Origin of the sequence: Roseburia yibonii (genome assembly GCF_014297335.1) — a bacterium.
Lineage (GTDB): Bacteria > Bacillota > Clostridia > Lachnospirales > Lachnospiraceae > Roseburia_D > Roseburia_D yibonii.
Genome location: NZ_JACOQH010000001.1, coordinates 83,286 through 104,298, shown reverse-complemented (window position 1 = coordinate 104,298; position 21,013 = coordinate 83,286). Strand labels below are relative to the sequence as shown.

General features: G+C 48.7%; 12 protein-coding genes. 10 read left to right on the top strand and 2 right to left on the bottom strand.

From position 1 onward, the window contains the following. The first annotated feature begins 3 nt into the window (after window positions 1-3). The 8 genes from H8Z76_RS00440 to H8Z76_RS00405 all read left to right on the top strand — a co-directional run bounded on the left by H8Z76_RS00440 (window position 4) and on the right by H8Z76_RS00405 (window position 12,643). Entirely contained in the window at window positions 4-1,323 is a 1,320-nt protein-coding gene (locus H8Z76_RS00440) for a sensor histidine kinase (RefSeq protein ID WP_022516000.1), read from the top strand. Between the two features lie 103 nt (window positions 1,324-1,426). Continuing rightward, window positions 1,427-2,248, top strand: coding sequence for an SGNH/GDSL hydrolase family protein (locus tag H8Z76_RS00435; protein ID WP_186981345.1), 822 nt, complete (start codon window positions 1,427-1,429; stop codon window positions 2,246-2,248). 15 nt (window positions 2,249-2,263) lie between these two features. After that, window positions 2,264-5,710: a helicase-exonuclease AddAB subunit AddB gene (gene addB / locus H8Z76_RS00430; protein ID WP_186981344.1), complete on the top strand. Its 3,447-nt coding sequence runs from the start codon at window positions 2,264-2,266 to the stop codon at window positions 5,708-5,710. After that, window positions 5,670-9,275, top strand: a complete 3,606-nt coding sequence (gene addA, locus H8Z76_RS00425; RefSeq protein WP_186981343.1) for a helicase-exonuclease AddAB subunit AddA — start codon at window positions 5,670-5,672, stop codon at window positions 9,273-9,275. The genes addB and addA overlap by 41 nt, the downstream gene beginning before the upstream one ends. A 21-nt stretch (window positions 9,276-9,296) precedes the next feature. Further along, window positions 9,297-9,887 (top strand): Maf family protein, encoded by a 591-nt coding sequence (locus H8Z76_RS00420; RefSeq protein WP_186981342.1) that lies wholly within the window; start codon window positions 9,297-9,299, stop codon window positions 9,885-9,887. Between the two features lie 51 nt (window positions 9,888-9,938). After that, window positions 9,939-10,199 carry a glyoxalase gene (locus tag H8Z76_RS00415; protein ID WP_186981341.1) on the top strand — a complete coding sequence of 87 codons (261 nt, stop codon included), beginning with the start codon at window positions 9,939-9,941 and terminating at the stop codon, window positions 10,197-10,199. A 32-nt stretch (window positions 10,200-10,231) separates the two neighbouring features. Continuing rightward, window positions 10,232-11,635 carry an NAD(P)/FAD-dependent oxidoreductase gene (locus tag H8Z76_RS00410; protein WP_022516006.1) on the top strand — a complete coding sequence of 468 codons (1,404 nt, stop codon included), beginning with the start codon at window positions 10,232-10,234 and terminating at the stop codon, window positions 11,633-11,635. A 21-nt stretch (window positions 11,636-11,656) separates the two neighbouring features. Next, window positions 11,657-12,643 carry a peptidylprolyl isomerase gene (locus H8Z76_RS00405; RefSeq protein ID WP_243240371.1) on the top strand — a complete coding sequence of 329 codons (987 nt, stop codon included), beginning with the start codon at window positions 11,657-11,659 and terminating at the stop codon, window positions 12,641-12,643. 57 nt (window positions 12,644-12,700) lie between these two features. Here the strand turns inward: H8Z76_RS00405 and htpG are convergent, their stop codons facing one another. Beyond that, window positions 12,701-14,782, bottom strand: coding sequence for a molecular chaperone HtpG (gene htpG / locus H8Z76_RS00400; RefSeq protein ID WP_186981340.1), 2,082 nt, complete (start codon window positions 14,780-14,782; stop codon window positions 12,701-12,703). Window positions 14,783-15,008: 226 nt separating this feature from the next. Continuing rightward, window positions 15,009-19,265, bottom strand: a complete 4,257-nt coding sequence (locus tag H8Z76_RS00395) for a 2-hydroxyacyl-CoA dehydratase (protein WP_186981339.1) — start codon at window positions 19,263-19,265, stop codon at window positions 15,009-15,011. 201 nt (window positions 19,266-19,466) lie between these two features. Between H8Z76_RS00395 and H8Z76_RS00390 the strand changes: the two genes are divergently transcribed. Next, the gene (locus H8Z76_RS00390; protein ID WP_243240369.1) at window positions 19,467-19,943 is read left to right on the top strand and encodes a LysM peptidoglycan-binding domain-containing protein; all 477 of its coding nucleotides are present in this window, start codon (window positions 19,467-19,469) and stop codon (window positions 19,941-19,943) included. A gap of 142 nt (window positions 19,944-20,085) precedes the next feature. After that, entirely contained in the window at window positions 20,086-20,997 is a 912-nt protein-coding gene (locus tag H8Z76_RS00385; protein ID WP_186981338.1) for a rhomboid family intramembrane serine protease, read from the top strand. Window positions 20,998-21,013 lie beyond the last annotated feature (16 nt).

Genomic DNA, 21,013 nt, shown 5'->3' with positions numbered 1-21,013 from the left:
GCCATGAAAAAGAAGATCAATCTGCAGTTTTTGATCATGTCGGTCACAGCCATCATTCTGACGCTCGTCATTTCAACGTTAGTGAGTTATGAGGTGTTGAAGGACGAGGTGATGGAGGATCTGCATACCTATGCCAGGGTGTTGGTTGAGACGGGTGCTTTTTCAGACATGGATCATATTTCCTATGATGCAAAGGAAGACGGGCTTCGCGTGACGGTGATCGCGGAGGATGGAAGCGTCGAGTACGACAGCAATGCCAACGCCAGTGACATGGATAACCACGAGAAACGTCCGGAGATCGAGGCGGCGATCGAGAGCGGAGAGGGAAGCACGATCCGCAGATCCAGCACATTGGAGCGCAGCATGTTTTATTATGCGGTGCGTCTGGATAATGGAAATGTCCTGCGCGTGGCAAAGGAATCGGATAATGTGCTTAGCATTATGTCGTCTACATTCCCATTATTGCTCGGTCTGGCGGTCGTACTGTTCGCGGTGGGCGCACTGTTTTCCCATCTTTTGACCAAAAGTATCGTGGCACCGGTGGAACAGATGGCAAACGATATGGATCATCTTGAGTCGATCCGGGTCTACAAAGAGTTGCGTCCGTTCATCACCACAATCCAGAAGCAGCACGAAGATATCCGGAAAAACGCGGATATGCGGCAGGAGTTTACGGCGAATGTATCGCATGAGTTAAAAACGCCGCTCACATCGATCTCCGGGTATTCCGAGCTGATCGAGAGCGGAATGGCAACGGATGAGGATGTTGTCCGCTTTGCAGGCGAGATCCACCAGAACGCGAACCGGCTTCTGACACTGATCAATGATATCATCCGTTTATCCGAGTTAGACGTATCTACGCAGGAAGTGGTATATGAACAGCTGGATCTCTATGCGATGGCAGAAAAGTGTGTGGATATGCTTCAGGTCAACGCGGAAAACCATGATGTGACATTGCAGCTGTCCGGAAAGAGCGCGTATGTAAACGCAAACCGGGAAATGATGAATGAGTTGTTATACAATCTGTGCGATAACGCGATCCGTTACAATAAAAAGGGCGGAAGAGTGGATGTCTCGGTGGAGGAGACGGACACAGAGGTCGTTCTGTCGGTGAAGGATACCGGGATCGGAATCTCAAAAGAGCATCAGGAGCGTATCTTTGAGCGCTTTTACCGGGTAGACCGGAGCCGTTCCAAGTTGACCGGAGGAACGGGACTGGGGCTTGCGATCGTAAAACATATCGTGGCACAGCATCACGCAAATCTGGAACTTGAGAGCGAGAAAGATGCCGGAACACAGATCCGGGTACGGTTTCTTAAATAAATGTGAAATTTTGGAGGATGTGCAGTCTGCTTATGGACAGCACATCCTTTTTCGCTTATATTATAAAGGACGGAAAAAATGTGTCAGATATGAGGGAGGCATTATGAAAAAGAAGAGAATGTTCGCGGCAGGAATGTTTGCGATTATGATAGCACTGACCGCCGGATGTGGAAGCGCGCATGGCGGACAGACCAATGGAAAAGGAACAATATCGTCCACGCAGAAAACGGCGGGGACAGAGGTAAAGGATGGCGTGAAAAACGAATTGCAGCACTCTGCGCCATACAATTATCTGGCGATCGGAAATTCGGTCACGCACTGGGATGGAAAGCCGGAGGAGAGAAACAAGATCTGGTGGAGTGATTACGGCATGGCGGCGGACCGGCCGGAGAACGATTATGTGCATCTGGTGGCGGCGCATCTCAGTGAAAAAAGAAATCATGTGGAGTTTCAGTCGGTCTGCTTTCAGGACTGGGAGACCAACGAGGCAGGAGACCGGGACAGCTATCTGAAAGATCTGGATGATGTGCTCAGTGAAGATCTTGATCTGATCACGGTACAGCTGGGCGAGAACATTACAGAAGATACGCCGGTGACCGTAAAAGATTACACCAATCTGATCGATTATCTGAAAAAAGAGGCACCGGACGCGAAAATCATATTTTTAGGACAGATCCTGTGGAACAATGATGAGGTGCAAAGCATCAAGCAGCAGGCGGCGGCAGAGTACGGGATCCCGTTTATCAATCTGGATGATGTGCGTACCGGTGCGCAGTATCAGGCAGGCATGGGAACACAGGTACTTGGGGATGACGGAGAACTGCATGCGATCAACAATGAGGTCGTGGCAGCGCATCCGAATAACAGCGGGATGCAGGTGATCGCAGACCGGATCGATCAGACGGTGGATACCTGGCTGAATTAGAAAAAGAGGAAAAGTATGTCGTTACAGTTTATTTTGGGAAATTCGGGAAGCGGAAAATCGTCTTTCCTGTATCAGAAAGTGATCGAGGAGTCTATGGCGCATCCGATGGAAAATTACCTGATCCTGGTTCCGGAGCAGTTTACCATGCAGACACAAAAGGAATTGGTCAGTCTGCATCCAAAGCATGCGATCATGAATATCGATGTCCTCAGTTTTAACCGTCTGGCGTTTCGTGTGTTTGACGAACTTGGAAAAACAGATTTTGTCGTGCTTGAGGAGACCGGAAAAAATCTGGTCTTACGGAAAGTCGCGGGAGAAAAAAAGAAGGAGCTGCCGGTACTTGGTGCCAACTTAAAAAAGATGGGCTATATCAGTGAGGTAAAGTCATTGTTGTCCGAGTTCATGCAGTACAATGTCACCCCGGAAATGTTGGAAGAACTGACCGGAGAAGGAAAGACATCTTCTTTTTCCTATAAGATGCGTGATGTGCTTACCATGTACCGTGGCTTTCTGGATTATGTGGAAGGCACTTATATTACAGCGGAGGAAATATTGGATCTTCTGGCGGAGCTTGCGGATGATTCCGCTCTTTTACGTGGCAGTACGCTGGTATTTGACGGTTTCACCGGCTTTACCCCGAATCAGAACAAGCTGCTTACGGTGTTATTTCCACTGGTCAAAGATGTCCTTGTGACAGTCTCCATGGATGAGCGGGAGGATTTTTACGCGAAACCGCAGATGCAGGATCTGTTTTACATGAGCCGGAAGATGATAAGAAGCCTGATGGAGATCGCAAGGGAAACCGGTGTCTGTGTCAAAGAGCCGGTCGTTTTGGGCGGCGGAGAAAGTAAGCGCTACAAAAACGCACCTGCGCTTTATCATTTGGAGCAGAATCTGTTCCGCAGAAAACAGACAGCCTATGAGAAAGAGCAGGATGCCATCCGCGTTTTCGCACTGCATGACGCACGGGAGGAACTGTGTTTTGCGGCGGGAGAGATCAGACGTCTGGTGCGGGAAGAACACTACCGCTACCGGGATTTCGCGATCGTATCCGGGGATGACGCGACCTATGGAAACTATGCGCCGCAGATCTTTGCGGAGTACGGGATACCGGTGTTTATGGATAATAAGAAAAACATCCTGTTTCATCCGTTTCCGGAGTTTATCCGGGCGGTGCTTGAGATCATAGAGCAGGATTTTTCCTATGAAAGTGTTTTCCGCTATTTCCGCACGGCGCTGACCGGGCTTGCGACAGAAAAAGTAGATCTTTTGGAAAATTATGTGCTTGCGACAGGAGTGCGTGGACATGCCGGCTGGGAGAAAAAGTGGGTGCGTCTGCCGAAAAACTGGGAGGAAGCGGTTTTAGAAGAAGTAAACGGCATGCGGGAGGTCTTTTTTGCGGACATCGAACCGTTATATCAGGTTTTCCGGGATCGGGCAGCGGATCTGCGGCAAAAGACCGTGGCACTTTATGAGTTTATCCGGGCGCATGAGATCGCGCAGAAGATGACTGCATACAAAAAGACATTTGAGGAAAACGGGGATGCCGCAACGGCGAAGGAGTATGAGCAGATTTACGGGATCGTCATGGATCTGTTGGAAAAGATGGTAGATCTCCTGGGAGAGGAACGTCTTTCTGTGCGTGAGTACCGGGAGATCCTGGATGCCGGATTTGAGGCGGCGAATGTCGGCGTGATCCCTCCGGGGTATGACCGTGTGGTCATCGGAGATATTGAGAGAACCAGACTGGAGCATATCCGTGTCCTGTTTTTTGTCGGAGTCAATGACGGTGTGATCCCGAAGGCGGATAACCACGGCGGGATCATTTCGGAGCTGGAGCGGGAAAGGCTGTTCGCGGAGCACATCGAACTTGCGCCGACAGCCAGAGAACGGGCGTTTATCCAGAAATTTTATCTGTATCTGAATATGACAAAACCATCCGAAAAACTGTATATCACCTATGCGAAGGTCAATATGGACGGGAAAGCACAGCGGCGTTCCTATCTGGTTGGGACGGTCAGCAAGCTGTTCCCCAAGCTTGCGGTGGAGGAGATAAAAAATGCATCCGATCTGCGGCTCGTGACGCCGGAGAGCAGTCTGAAGATCTTTCTGGACGGGCTTTCCGGGGTACGGGAAGGCACGATGGAGGAAGAGTGGAAAGCACTTTACGCATGGTATGCATCGAAGGAGAAGTGGGCAGGAAGAGTGGAAAAACTGCTGGACGCTGCCTTTTACTGTCATGCCAGTGAGCGGCTGACCAAAGACGCGGCAAGTGCGCTTTACGGAGCGGTTCTTACAAACAGCGTGACCAGACTGGAGCGTTTTGCGTCCTGTGCGTTTTCCCATTTTTTGAGTTACGGACTGGGACTCACGGAACGCGAGATCAGTGAATTTACGCCGCCGGATCTTGGAAATATACTGCATCAGGCGCTGGAAACCTATTCAAAAGCACTGGAAAAAAGCGAGTATGACTGGTTTAGCGTTCCCGATGCAGAGATGGAGCGGATGGCAGGACAGGCGCTTGAGGACGCGGTGGCAGCCATGCGAAACACCTCGCTTTACGATACCGCGAGGGATGCGTATATGGTAGAGCGGATGCATGCGCTTTTGAACCGTACGGTAAAAACGATCACTGAGCAGATCAAGCGAGGCAGCTTTCTGCCGGAAAATTATGAGGTCTCCTTTTCGTTTACCGAGGATCTGGACGCGGTCAGTTTCGCGCTTGGTGAGCAGGAAAAGATGCGCTTAAAGGGCAGGATTGACCGGATGGATCTCTGGAAAAATGAGGATGATATCTATGTAAAGATCGTGGATTACAAATCAGGAGGAAGCACGCAGTTTGAGCTTCTGTCGATCTATCACGGACTTCAGCTGCAGTTAGTCGTGTATTTGAATGCGGGGCTGGAGCTGATACAGAAACGTTATCCGGGCAAAAAGGTGCTTCCGGGCGGGATCTTTTATTATCATATGGATGATCCGTATATTGATGTGTCAGAGGAACGATCGGAGGAGGAGATCTATGAGGAGATCCTCGGAAAATTAAAGATGGACGGACTGGTCAACGCAAAGACCGAAGTGATCGATGCCATGGACCGGGATCTGACCGGGACATCGGTTGTCCTGCCGGTCGGAAGAAAAAAAGACGGTTCCTTAAAAGCAGGTTCCCATGCGGTGGGACAGGAGGAGTTTGGAGAACTGTCTGCGTTTGTACATCATAAGATCGCGGAGCTCGGTACGGACATTCTCGCGGGAAACATTGATGCGGCGCCATACCGGCTGGACAAAAAGGAAGCCTGCGCGTTCTGTCCATACCATGGAGTGTGCGGATTCGATGAAAAAATGCCGGGATTTTCGTACCGCAATCTGAAAAAATTTGATTCCGATGAGGAGATCTTTGCGCAGATGAGGAAGGAGGAGTTTCATGGGCATGACGTGGACGGAGAGCCAGAAAAAGGTCATTGACCGAAGAGAGCGGAATATTCTGGTATCTGCGGCGGCAGGATCCGGAAAAACGGCGGTTCTGGTAGAACGTATCATACAAAAGATCACGCAGGATAAAGTGGATATCGACAAACTGCTCATTGTAACTTTTACCAATGCGGCGGCTGCCGAGATGCGGGAACGTATCCGGGACGCGATCGAAAAAAAGCTGGAAGAAGAACCGGAGGATATTCATTTACAGCGGCAGTTTACGCTGGTACACAATGCGCAGATCACAACGATTGACAGTTTTTGTCTGTATGTGATCCGGAACTACTTCTATAAGATCGACCTGGAACCGAATTTCAGGGTAGCAGACGAAGGGGAACTGTCACTTTTGCGGTCCGATGTTTTGGGCAAGCTGTTAGAAGCACATTATGCGGCGGGGGAAGAAGCGTTTCTTTCTTTTGTGGCAGGGTACGGAAGTGCCAAAAGCGATCAGGCGATCCAGGATATGATCTTAAAGATGTATACCTACGCGCAGAGTTATCCGTGGCCGGATGAGTGGCTCGTTTCCTGTGGACAGGCGTATGATCTTAAAGAGGAAGCGGATATGGAGCAGGCGGACTGGATGAAACAGTTTCTGGACTCGCTTGTGACTGCGGTATCAGACTGTGGATCGCAGATGCGGGAGGCACTTAACGTATGTGAGGAGCCGGATGGGCCTTATATGTATGCGGATGCGTTAAAAGAGGACATCCGGCGGCTGGACGCGATCAGAGAATCCGGGAGCTATGCACGGTTCGGGGAGGAGATAAACGCGTACGCGAAGGCATTTCCAAAGCTTGCGGCGGCACGGAAATTTGAGGGAAGCGTTGAAAAAAAAGAGCTCGTGCAGAATATCCGGAACGCAATGAAAAAAGAGATCAAGGATATGCGCGACAAATTCTTTTTTAAGGAGCCGGAGGAGATCTTCCTCGATATGAAAAAGACGGCACCCGCAGTAAAGATGCTGGTCGCACTCACCGAGGAATTCGCATCATGCTTCGCGGCGGAGAAAAAGAGAAAGAATCTGGTAGATTTCTCGGACATGGAACATTTTGCGTTAAAGATCCTGGTGGATCAGACAACCAAAGAGCCGACGGAGACTGCGGATGAGTTCGCGGCGCTGTTTGATGAGATCATGATCGATGAGTATCAGGACAGTAACTATGTGCAGGAGACACTGCTTCGCGCGGTCTCAAAAGAACGGTTTGGACAGAATAACCTTTTTATGGTGGGGGATGTAAAGCAGAGTATTTACCGTTTCCGTCTGGCGAGACCGGAGCTTTTTATGGAAAAATTCGACACCTATGCCGCAGGAATGCCGGGATGTGAGCGCATCGATCTGCAAAAGAACTTCCGAAGCAGAGATGAAGTGCTTTCCGGGGTCAATGATATTTTTTATAAGATCATGTGCAGAGACCTTGGAAATGTGGTGTATGACGAAAACGCGGCGCTTTATCCGGGAGCGGATTATCCAGAAGATATGGATCCTGCAATGTTTGCGATGGAAGTACTTGTGGCGGATGAGAGTGGTGCGGAGGAGATGGAACGCGTGGAACTTGAAGCGCGTATGATCGCGTCGCGCATCCATGAAATGCGAAAAGAAGGCCAGACGGTGACGGATAAGGAAAGCGGGGAGCTCCGTCCGATGGAGTACCGCGATATTGTCATCCTGCTGCGCAGTGTTTCCGGGATGGCGGATACCTTTGTAAAGGTTCTGTTAGAGGAAGGGATCCCTGCGTTTACCACATCGCGCACCGGTTATTTTTCTACGGTGGAGATCCAGACCGTCTTAAATATGCTGCGCGTGATCGACAATCCGATGCAGGATATTCCGCTTGCAGCGGTGCTCTATTCACCAGTCGGCGGCTTTTCGGGAGAAGACCTTGCAAAGATAAGGGCAGTTTCCGGGGAGAAGACCTTTTATGAGAGCATACTGACGTATGATACGATGCCGGAAGAGGAAACAGATCAAAAACTGCGGGAGCGGCTGCGCGGTTTCCTTGCAAAACTGGAGGCTTTCCGGAAAAGAGTGCCGTATACACCGGTGCATGAACTGATCACCGAACTGCTTGAGGAAACCGGTTATCTTTCCTATATTACCGCACTGCCGGCGGGAGAGCAGAAGTGCGCGAATGTGCAGATGCTGATCGAGCAGGCGATCCATTATGAGGATACGAGCTATAAAGGTCTGTTCCATTTCGTCCGCTATATCGAAAAACTACGCAAATATGATGTGGACTACGGTGAGGCAGATATCATCAATGAAAATGAGAATGCGGTGCGGATCATGAGTATCCATAAGAGCAAAGGCCTGGAATTTCCGGTGGTATTTGCGGCAGGCATGGGTAAGACGTTCAACACGCAGGACACAAGGAGCAGGCTGATTCTGCATCCTGAGCTTGGGATCGGCTTGGACTGTATGGATACCGTGCGCCGGACAAAGACACCGACACTGTTAAAGCGCACATTGGCAAGACAGACGGAGGAGGAAAACCTCGGAGAGGAGCTGCGTGTTCTTTATGTGGCACTCACCCGTGCGAAGGAGAAACTGATCCTCTGCGGCTGTCTGAAGGATGTGGAGAAGAAATTCGGGGAATACAGACAGAATGCGGATACGGAACATCCGGTAAGTTTTCTTGCGCGCAGCAGTGCGCACTGCTATTTTGACTGGGTGCTCCCGGCGCTGTATTCCTATCCTGAGAAATATGAAATACGCGTGTTCGGGGAGACGGACGCGCGCGCGGGACACCTGAAGGAGGCGGTACGGACCCTGCTCACGAAAGAGCAGGTCAAAAGAGCGGTTCAAACGGCAGATAAAGAGCTGTTAGAAAAGATCGAAGAACGGCTGTCGTTTGCTTATCCGTTTGAGGCGGAAAAAGATATTAAGACCAAAGTGTCCGTGTCGGAGATCAAGCATCAGCGGATGCAGTTTGAACCGGAGGAAATGGAGACGGTGCAATGGTATGCCGAAGAGGAGACCGAGGAGATTGTACCGGATTTTATTGAAAAGAGAGACCGGGTAAACCGTGGGGCGCTGCGCGGAAGCGCGATGCATCTGGTCATGCAGTGTTTGCCGTTTGCCGGTTCGCCGTCTGACGGGAACAGAAAGCAGATGTACGCATGGATCGCGGAAGAACTGGAAAAGCTGAAAAAGGCGGGAAGACTGGATGAGACGATGTATGAGCTGGTGCGTATCCCGATGATCGTGGATTTCTTCGCATCCTCGCTTGGAAAGCGGATGGTACAGGCGGATCAGCGGGAAGAACTGCGGAAGGAAAAGGCGTTTGTGCTTGGTATCCCGGCGGGAGAGATCTGGGATTGCGACAGCAGGGAACTGGTTCTGGTGCAGGGAATCGTGGACGCGTTCTTCTATGAGGACGGAGATATCATCTTGATGGATTATAAGACTGATTCGGTAGAAAAGCCAGAACAGCTGCTCCAGAGATACCAGGCGCAGCTGGATCTCTATGCGAGAGCACTGGAGGAGGCCACCGGGAAAAAGATCCGTGAGAAGATCATCTACTCGTTCCATTTAAAAAAAGAGATCATTTTGCCATAAGAAGAAGGAGAAAAGAGATACATGAAGATCATACTTGCGAGTGCGTCACCGAGACGCAGGGAGTTATTGGATCAGATCGGAGTCTGCTTTGCCGTGCAGCCGGCATGTGGTGAGGAAAAGATCACAAGCGCTGATCCGAAAAAAGTAGTGGAGGAGCTTTCCGCGCAGAAAGCGGCGGAAGTGGCAGACACACAAAAAGAGGGCGACTGGCTTGTGATCGGCGCGGATACGGTCGTTTCCTGTAAGGGACAGATCCTCGGGAAACCGGGGAGCGAGGAGAACGCGTTTCGCATGCTGGCCATGCTCGAGGGAAATACGCATGAGGTGTATACCGGCGTGACCCTGTGCTGGTCGTGTGCCGGGAAAAAGGAGAAGCTTACCTTTGCGGAGAAAACAGAGGTTACCATGTATCCGATGACGGAAACAGAGATCCTGGCGTATATCCGGACAGGAGAACCGATGGATAAGGCAGGCGCGTATGGGATACAGGGAAAATGCGCTGCTTTTATAAAGGAAATATCCGGGGATTACAACAATGTGGTAGGACTTCCGGTTGCCCGTATCTACCAGGAATTACTGCAAAATGGCATTGATATTTTGCACGTTTCATAATATGATATAATCGTTGTGTAAAACGCGAAAACAAGGAAAAGGAGAGATCATATGAAATTTGATAAAGCATGTCTCACTTATTTTCTGGAACATCAAAATCAGCTGTTTCCCGAGGAAGTGGCAGAGACCATGGAAGAGGCGGATGCGTTCTTAGAGGACTGCATGGCAGTGGTCTGTAAAAACAAGAATGAAGTGAAAAAATATTTTGAAGAGAGCGGAGCGGATATCGCCGGCATGAGCCAGGATGAGATTTTAAGCGCGCAGGAAGTTTTTGCGATCGGTGACGGAAGATACCTGATCATAGAAGCATAACGGGCAATGCAGAGCGGAAAAGAGGAATAAAATTGAATCAATATGATGTGATAATTATAGGTGCAGGTCCTTCCGGGATCTTCTGCGCTTATGAGCTGATACATAAAAGACCGGAGATGAAGGTGCTGATCATTGAGAAAGGACGCAGAATAGAAAACAGACAATGTCCAAAGCGTAAGACAAAGGTCTGTGTGGGATGCAAGCCATGTTCGATCACGACCGGATTTGCCGGCGCGGGCGCTTTTTCTGATGGAAAGCTGTCCCTTTCCCCGGATGTCGGCGGAAATCTGCCGGATATCTTAGGATACGATGAAACGGTAAAGCTGATCCACGAATCGGATGAAATCTATCTCAAATTTGGCGCTGACACGAATATTTACGGTGTGGACAAGGAAAAAGAGATCCGTGAGATCCGCAGAAAAGCGATCAATGCCAATTTAAAGCTGATCGAATGTCCGATCCGCCATCTGGGTACGGAGGAAGGATACAAGATCTACGCGAGACTCCAGAAAGATCTGCTGGATCATGGTGTGGAGATCCTCTTTGATACGATGATCGAGGATATCCTGATCGAGGAGGAACAGGCAAAAGGTGTTGTGACAGAAAAAGGAGAGACGTATTTCGCGGATGAGATCGTTTCTGCGGTCGGCCGCGAGGGTGCGGACTGGTTCAGCCACATCTGTAAACAGCACGGCATAGAGACGGAAGTCGGCACGGTGGATATCGGTGTCCGCGTCGAAGTCCGCGATGAAGTCATGGACTTTTTAAATAAAAACCTGTATGAGGCAAAACTCGTCTACCACACACCGACCTTTGATGATAAAGTGCGGACCTTCTGTACGAATCCGTCCGGAGAAGTGGCGACAGAGTATTACGATGGCGGACTTGCGGTCGTAAACGGACACGCGTATAAATCCATGGATATGAAGACGAATAACACCAACTTTGCACTGCTCGTATCCAAAAATTTTACGAAGCCGTTTAAGACACCGATCGAATATGGCAAGCAGATCGCGCAGCTTTCCAATATGCTGTGTGACGGCAAGATCATGGTACAGACGTTTGGAGATTTCAGACGTGGAAGAAGGACGACGGAGGAGCGCCTCTGCAGGAACAATCTGATCCCTACATTAAAGGACGCAGTGCCGGGAGATCTCTCGTTAGTACTGCCACACCGTATCATGGTGGATATTGCGGAGATGATCGAGGCACTGGATAAGGTGACACCTGGTATTGCCAGCGATGAGACGCTGTTATATGGTGTGGAGGTCAAATTCTACTCCAATAAAGTTGTGGTGAACAGGGAATTTGAGACAAATGTAAAGGGACTGCGTGCCATGGGAGACGGTGCATCAGTTACCAGAGGACTGCAGCAGGCATCAGCAAACGGACTGAGCGTTGCGAGAAGTATCATAAACAAGTCTAAGGCAGAATAAGGAAAATTTGGGATAAACAACATGAAAATACGAACGAAGAAACTAATGTTGATACCGGTGCTCTGCGCATCGCTGGTATGCGGCGGATGCGAGGTCGCCGGACGAAAAGTCATATTTACGACAGGGCTCGGCAATAAGGATGTGTTCCGGATCGGAGAGACCGTATGCACCCTGCCGGAGGCCAAGGTGTATCTGTGTAATTATCAGAACATTTATGGATCGGTATATGGACTGAACCTCTGGGAACAGGCATCCAGTAAGAAACAGCTGGATTCGTATGTGAAGGAGATGACGATTTCCGAGTTGGCGCGTATCACCTGCATGGATCAGCTCGCAGAAGAGCAGGATATATCGCTCAGCGAGGAGGAGCAGAAGAAAGCGGCGGAGGCAGCGAAAGCGTACTTTTCTTCCTTAAGTAAGGATGAGATTGCCTATATGGATGTGACGGAAGAGACGATTGAGACGCTGTATCAAAATTATGCGCTGGCGGATAAGCTTTACGCGACATTGACAGAGGGCGTGAACGAAGAAGTCAGTGATGATGAAGCGCGGATCATACATGCGATGCAGATCGTAGTAAAAGACAAAGAAAACGCGGATGCCGTTACCGCGCGGCTGGCGGCAGGTGAGGATTTTACTTCGCTTGCGAGTGATTACAATGAAGGGCAGGATATTGAGGTGACGTTCGGACGCGGAGATGTGCCGGAAGAGGTAGAAAAAGTGGCATTCTCGATGGAGGACGGCGAGGTATCCTCCTGTATTGAGACCGACCAGGGCTATTATTTTATCAAATGTGTAAACAAATATGATGAGGAGCTGACGCAGGAAAACAAGGTTAAGATCGCGCAGGAGCGTGAGAAGACAGCGTTTAATGATGCGTATGACGCGTTTGTGAAAGAGCAGGATTCCATGTTGAATGAAAAACTCTGGGATGAAACAAAGATCGTGACGGATGGATCGATCACAACAAACAGTTTTTTTGCTGTCTACGCACAGTACTGTAAATAAAAAGAAAAGGAAAAGAGCCGGTCAGGCGCTTTTCCTTTTCTTTTTGATTGCTTGATATTATTTTGCAAGCAGCATCATGATCTGGTTGCTCCGTGCAACAAATTTGGTCATTGCATCCGGTGAGAGCGGATGATTGCTTAAAACAGCGAGATCATAGAGCTGTTCACAGAACATCGGAACATGTTCCGAATCTTTGTGCTCCAAGATGTATTTTACAAGGTCGTTTCCGGTGTTTAAGGTGAGTGTCGCGTCAGCGGCAAACATGGAAGCGTCCATACCGCCCATACCACCGGCAGCGTACATTTTCATCATATCCTGCATACGTCTTCCCTCCTCAGAGAGTGTGAGGATAGAGGAGATATCAGCGTTTTTCAGCTTCTCAACCTTGATATTTAACTTGTCATTGCCAAGTGCCTTGTGGAAAGTCTCAGTCAGGCTGTCAGCAGCAGCTTTTAAATCCTCTTCCGGGACATCTTCCTTTAAGGATTCGGTTACGTCCGCATCGATACGCATGAACTTATACTGGTCATTTCTGCGTTCAAGCTGGGAGATGAAAGAAGTATCAATGTTGTGGTTTAAGATCACCGCATCCATGTTCTGCTCTTCGAAGAGTTTGATGTACTGTCCCTGCTGTGCCTCATCCGTGACATAGTAGACAACTTTGCGTTCATCTTTTTCTTCTGCGGCATCCGCTGCCTTGTCATCGGAAGAAGCAGTATCTGAAGCGGCATCTGTATTTTCGTCTGCGTTCTTTTCTTCTTCCTTCTTTAATAATTCCGGAAGTGTGAGATATTTGTGATCCAGGTTCTTAAAGAGGATCGCATCGTTCATCTTATCGCAGAACTTTTCGTCTTTTAAGCAGCCGAATTTGATGAACGGGCTGATGTCATCCCAGTATTTCTCGTAGGATTCCTTGTCAGTCTTGCACATGCCGGTCAGCTTGTCAGCAACTTTCTTGGTGATGTAATCGGAGATCTTCTTTACAAAGCCATCGTTCTGCAGCGCGCTTCTCGATACATTGAGCGGAAGATCCGGGCAGTCGATCACACCTTTTAAGAGCATCAGGAATTCCGGAATGACTTCCTTGATATTGTCTGCGATAAATACCTGATTGTTGTACAGCTTGATGGTTCCTTCAATGGAATCGTACTCGGTATTGATCTTAGGGAAGTACAAAATACCTTTCAGATTGAACGGATAGTCCATGTTGAGGTGGATCCAGAATAACGGCTCCTTGTAATCCATAAATACCTTGCGGTAGAATGCTTTGTATTCCTCATCGGTACAGTCCTTTGGATTTTTGGTCCACAGCGGATTGGTATCATTGAGCGGAACCGGACGTTTTAAAATCTTTAATTTCTCGGTGCGCGGAGAAACTTCAACGACTTCTTTTTCTCCGTTCTCATTTTCTTTTTCTTCGGTTTTTGCTTCTTCCACAACAGTCTCAATGACAGTATCGGTATCAAGCTTGTCTGCCGGGTCGATCGTCTCATATTCCGGTTCGGCATTTGCCTTGGTCAGATAGATTTCGGTCGGCATGAAAGAGCAGTACTTTTCAATGATCTCTCTTGCACGGTATTCGTTGGCAAATTCCAGACAGTCTTCGTTTAAGAAGAGTGTGATCTCGGTACCAACGGTGTCTTTGGTGCCGTCTGTGATATCGTAATCGGAACCGCCGTCGCAGGTCCAGTGAACCGGAGTGGAACCTTCTTTATAAGATAAGGTGTCGATGGAAACTTCATCCGCTACCATAAAAGCAGAGTAGAAGCCAAGTCCGAAATGACCGATGATCTGATCGTCATTTGCCTTGTCCTTGTATTTTTCGATGAAGTCAGTAGCACCGGAAAATGCGATCTGACAGATATATTCTTCGACTTCGTCCGCAGTCATACCAAGACCGTTATCGATGAATTTCAAAGTCTTTGCATCCGGATCTACGATAACCTCGATCTTTGGTCTGTAATCCTTCGGAAGCTCGTATTCACCCATCATTTCAAGCTTTTTCAATTTGGTAATGGCGTCACAGCCGTTACTGATCAGCTCGCGGTAGAAAATGTCATGGTCGGAATAGAGCCATTTCTTGATGATCGGAAAAAGATTATCGCTGTCGATTGAAAGACTTCCATGTTTGTTACTCATAAATACAACACTCCTTTATAAATCATGATCGGATGACGGAAACCCGTCTCGTATACAAAAGATAAGTTAAAATCTACAAGTAAAATATTATAACTCGTCTGCGCAAAAGTCAATAGAAAATTAGCACTCTTTCAAAATGAGTGCTAATAAAAATGGAGAACCCCAGATAAAATAAGGGATTCTCCATTTATTAAATTCTTATAAACTCATAAGGTGCGGATCAGACCTATGCTTCCTTTGAGAGATTTTTGTTCGCGGTGGAAAGCATCAGCTTGATTCGGTTGAGCTGGTTTACTTCGCTGGCACCCGGGTCATAATCGATCGCAACGATGTTGGACAGCGGATACTCGTGGCGCAGCTTCTTAATAACACCTTTTCCTACGATATGGTTCGGCAGGCAGGCAAATGGCTGCGTACAAACGATGTTGTTCGTTCCGGTGTGGATCAGCTCTAACATCTCGCCGGTGAGGAACCATCCTTCGCCGGTCTGGTTTCCGTGGGAAACGATCTCGTCCGCGTATTTCGCGAGTGTTTCAATGTGCGCAGGCGGATCAAAGTGTTTGCTCTTTTCAAATTCGTCTCTGGCAGCGCTTCTTAACCATTCAAAGAACTTGATGCCCATGTTGGATGTAAACTGCGATTTGCGGCTCATGCCCAGGTTTTCTGCCTTGAAATTCTGGTTGTAGAAGCAGTAGAGCAGGAAGTCTGTAAGATCCGGTACAACAGCCTCAGCACCTTCCGCCTCTAAGAGGTCAACCAGATAATTGTTTGCGGCAGGAAGGAATTTTACCAGGATCTCGCCGACGACACCGACGCGCGGCTTTTTGATGTCGAGCATCGGCAGATTGTCAAAGTCGCGGATGATATCGCGGCACATCTGCTTATATTTCTTGTGTGACAGGATCTTATCCTGTGTGACAAAGGCAATGACCCTTTTCTTCCATTTCTCATGCATGGCATTGGCGGAACCCTTTACTGCCTCGTACGGTCTGGTGCGGTACAGACAGCGCATAAAGATGTCGCCGAATTCCAGCGCGTAAAGACCATGCTGGATCAGAGCCGGAGTAAATTTAAAGCCGGGGTTCTTTTCCAGTCCGCTTAAATTGATGGAAATGACCGGAATATCCGGGTAACCGGCTTTTTCCAGCGCACGGCGGATAAAACCGATGTAATTGCTGGCACGGCATCCGCCACCGGTCTGGGAAATAAGGACAGCCGTCTTTGTCATGTCATACTTGCCGGACATGACGGCATCCATGATCTGGCCTACGACCATCAGGGACGGATAGCAGGCATCGTTATTTACGAATTTCAGTCCTGCGTTGATCGCCGTCCGGTTGTCATTGTCAAGAACGACCAGATTGTAACCGGCAGCGCGGAAAGCCGGCTGTAGCAGCTCAAAATGGATCGGAGACATCTGCGGGCAGAGGATCGTATAATCTTTGCGCATTTCCTTGGTAAAGACGGTCCGGTTGTAGTTTGCCGGAACGATCTTGCGGTTTTTGTCTGTATTACGCATTTCACGCACGCGGATCGCGGCGAGTAAGGAGCGTACACGGATACGCGCGGCACCGAGATTGTTTACCTCATCGATCTTTAAGCAGGTGTAGATCTTGCCGGATTTGGTCAAAATGTCGCTCACACAGTCCGTTGTTACGGCGTCGAGACCGCAGCCGAAAGAGTTTAACTGGATCAGATCCAGGTTGTCGGTCGTCTTTACATAGTTGGCAGCGGCGTAGAGTCTTGAGTGGTACATCCACTGATCCATAACGATAAGCGGACGTTCCACTTTTGCCAGATGCGCAACGGAATCCTCGGTCAGCACTGCAAGACCGTAGGAGTTGATCAGTTCCGGGATACCGTGGTTGATCTCCGGGTCCACATGGTAAGGACGTCCGGCGAGGACGATACCGCGTTTGCCGGTCTTCTTTAAGTAGGCGATGACTTCTTCGCCCTTTTTCTTCATTTCCTCTCTGGTATTGGAAAGTTCCTGCCATGCGGCATCCGCGGCAGCGTGCACTTCCGATGCCGGAATGTCAAATTCCTCTTTAAAGATCTCTTCGAGACGTCTGGAGAGAACCTTTTTATTTGTGAAAGACATAAACGGATTTAAGAACCGTACCTGTCCGGATGTGATCTCGTCCACGTTATTTTTGATGTTTTCCGCGTAGGAGGTTACGATCGGGCAGTTGTAGTGGTTGTTGGAATCCGGAAATTCGTTCCGCTCATATGGAATACACGGATAAAAAATGCAGTCAATCCCCTGATGGATCAGCCAGGAAACGTGGCCGTGCGCCAGTTTCGCCGGATAACATTCCGATTCACTCGGGATCGATTCGATGCCAAGCTCGTAAATGGAACGTGTGGACTGCGGGGAGAGCACTACCTTAAATTTCAGGGCTTTAAAGAAGGTAGCCCAGAACGGGTAGTTTTCGTACATATTTAATACTCTCGGGATACCGATGGCTCCACGCACCGCTTCCGCATCGGAGAGCGGTTCATAGTCAAAGATCCGTTTGTTTTTGTATTCAAACAGGTTCGGGATATTTTCGCTGCTCTTTGCCTTGCCCAGTCCGCGTTCACAGCGGTTACCGGTAATATAGCGGCGGTTGCCCGAAAACAGGTTGATCGTTAAAAGACAGTGGTTCGTACATCCCTGGCAGCGGGTCAGCTTTGTATCAAAGGTCAGCTTGTTGATATCATTGATGCCAAGCATAGTGGAAGTATAGTCTTTGGTGTGACGTTCTCTGGCAATCAAAGCGGCACCGAATGCACCCATGATACCTGCAATATCCGGTCTGGTTGCCTTGCAGCCGGAAATCTTTTCAAAGCTGCGCAAAACAGCATCATTATAGAAAGTACCACCCTGTACAACGATATTTTTTCCGAGTTCGCTCGGATCAGAAAGCTTGATAACCTTAAACAGTGCATTCTTGATGACGGAGTAGGCAAGTCCGGCGGAAATATCCGCAACGGAAGCGCCTTCCTTCTGCGCCTGTTTTACCTTGGAATTCATAAATACCGTACAGCGTGTTCCGAGATCGATCGGATTTTTCGCAAACAGGGCTTCCTTCGCGAAGTCCTGTACCGAGAAGTTAAGGGATTTTGCAAAGGTCTCGATGAAGGAACCGCAGCCGGAGGAGCAGGCTTCGTTCAACTGGACGCTGTCTACGGTCTGATTCTTGATCTTGATGCATTTCATATCCTGACCACCGATGTCGAGGATACAGTCAACCTCCGGATCAAAGAATGCAGCGGCATAGTAGTGGGAAACGGTTTCAACCTCTCCCTCATCCAGCATTAAGGCAGCTTTGATCAGAGCCTCGCCGTAACCGGTAGAACAGGAGTGCACGATATGCGCGTCCGCAGGAAGAAGACGGTAGATCTCCTTGATCGAACGGATACAGGTCGCGAGCGGGCTTCCGTTGTTGTTGCTGTAAAAAGAGTAGAGCAGGGAGCCGTCCTCGCCTACCAGCGCGACTTTGGTCGTGGTAGAGCCGGCATCGATACCGAGATAACAGTCGCCCTTGTAGGACGCGATATCACCGGTCGTGACATGGTTGTTGCTATGACGGTCTAAAAATGCATCGTACTCTGCCTGATCTTTAAAGAGAGGCTCCATACGTTCCACTTCAAATTCCATATGAATGTCGGATGAGAGCTTTTCAAGAAGCTCGTCCGTTGTAGTCGTAACTTCGGATTTATAGTTTAAGGCAGATCCGATCGCAGCGAAAAGATGGGAATTTTCCGGTGTGATCGCATGCTCGTCATCCAGCTTTAATGTGCGGATGAAAGTGGCCTTTAATTCTGAGAGAAAGTGAAGTGGACCGCCGAGAAAAGCAACGTGTCCGCGGATCGGTTTTCCACAGGCAAGACCACTGATGGTCTGGTTGACGACAGCCTGGAAGATGGAAGCGGAGAGATCCTCTCTGGTCGCACCTTCGTTGATGAGCGGCTGGATATCTGTCTTCGCAAATACACCACAGCGTGCAGCGATCGGGTAGATCGCCTTGTAATTTTTGGCATACTCATTCAGACCAGGGGCATCGGTCTGTAAAAGGGAAGCCATCTGGTCAATAAAAGAGCCGGTACCACCGGCACAGATTCCATTCATACGTTGTTCTACGTTACCGCCTTCAAAATAGATGATCTTGGCATCCTCACCGCCAAGTTCGATGGCGACGTCCGTCTGCGGCGCATAGTGCTGCAGAGCGGTAGAAACAGAGATAACCTCCTGGACAAACGGAATACCCAGATGCTTTGCGAGGGTAAGTCCGCCGGAACCGGTGATCATCGGAGAGAGCGCGATATTGCCGAGGGTCTGGTGCATTTTTTCCACCAGTGACTTCAACGTCTCACGGATATTCGCGAAATGTCTCTCGTAATCTGAAAATAAAAGTTCATCTTTTTCATTTAAGACTGCAACTTTTACGGTAGTAGAACCAATGTCTATACCAAGCTTGTGCAAGTTATTGTTTTCCATAAATATCACCTGTTATTTCATATTATATATATACATCACTGTAAATTGAACAAGGTACATTATACGACAGGAAAATACAAAAAACAACGAGGAAAAATTAATTTTAGAAATAGTTTATATTTTCCCTGATTTTCCGGTAAAAAGGGAACAAAATGCCCAAAACAGAATAAGATAAAGGGAAAGAAATCGGGAGTAAGGATCATGGATCAGGGAGCAAATATGGTGCATAACCGGTATATGACGGCGAACTGCACCGGAATCATTCACGTAGTAAAAGAAGGAGATACTTTATATAAAATCGGGAAAATGCATGGAGTCAGTGTCTCGGCACTCATGTATGCCAACCCTTATGTAAATATCTATAATCTGCAGGTGGGGGATGAACTCTGTGTTCCTGTATACAATATGTCATGGAACGGCGGAAAAGAACCACGGACCGGAGCAAATGCAGGACAGCCGCAGAACATGCAGAGCGGAGGAACTATGCAGCAGCCGCAGAACATGCAGAGCGGAGAAACTATGCAGCAGCCGCAGAACATGCAGGGAGGAGGGACTATGCAGCGACCGCAGTCCCGGGTGATGGCGGAAGAAGCGGTGGAAGAACAGGAGTCTCCGGAAATTATGCGTATGCAGGGAAGCAGACTGGAATATGAGATCATGGATGACAGTGAATTGTAAAGAATTATAAAGTTTTTATGAAGAAACAGTGCATTCATTGACAAAAGTTTTCCCGAACCATATAATGAGAAAAAGGCTGGCAGTTGCTGCGGATGGCGGCAGCTGCTTTCTTAATCAAATCAAGAAAAATGGAGTGAGAAATATGGATTTTCTGAATAAAATGGAACGGAAGTTTGGCAGATACGCGATTCCGAACCTGATCATATATCTGATCGGAGCGTACTGCATCGGATTTTTCTTACAGTATTTAAGCCCGACGCTTTTGGGATATCTGAATATGCAGCCGTACTATGTACTGCACGGACAGATCTGGCGGATCATCACCTGGATCTTCCAGCCGACGGACAGCAATGTGTTTTTCCTGATCATCATGATGTTGTTTTATTTTCAGCTTGGCCGGGTATTGGAGAATACCTGGGGAACCTTCCGGTTTAATGTTTATATTTTCGGAGGCATTCTGCTGACCGTTGTCGGCAGTCTTCTCATGTATGGTGTGATCTATCTGATCTTCGGACAGGCATCCGCTTATATGGCAAGCAGCCTGATGGGCGGCATCATCAGCACGACTTACATCAATATGTCGATCTTTCTGGCATTTGCGGCAATGTATCCGGACATGCAGGTGATGTTATACTTTATCATTCCGATCAAGATGAAATGGATGGCATGGGTATATCTGGCGTTTATCGGCTATGATCTGATCCGTACCTTTGCCAGTATCCATGCGGTGCTTGGAACGGCAATGGCATGGTGGGTGACGATCATCATGTTAGTGACGATCCTCTTATCCCTGTTAAACTTCCTGATCTTTTATCTGTCTACCAAAAATCTGCAGCGTTACACGCCGCATGAGGTACACCGGCGCAGGGCATACCGGGCAAGTACCGGGGAGAGCAGACGCGGGGCAAAGATCTCGAAGCACAAATGCGCGATCTGCGGCAGAACAGAACTGGACGATCCGAATCTGGAGTTCCGTTTCTGCTCCAAATGTGAAGGAAATTACGAATATTGTCAGGATCATCTGTTTACGCATAAACATGTACACAGAAGTTAAAGGAGCAGATACAGGC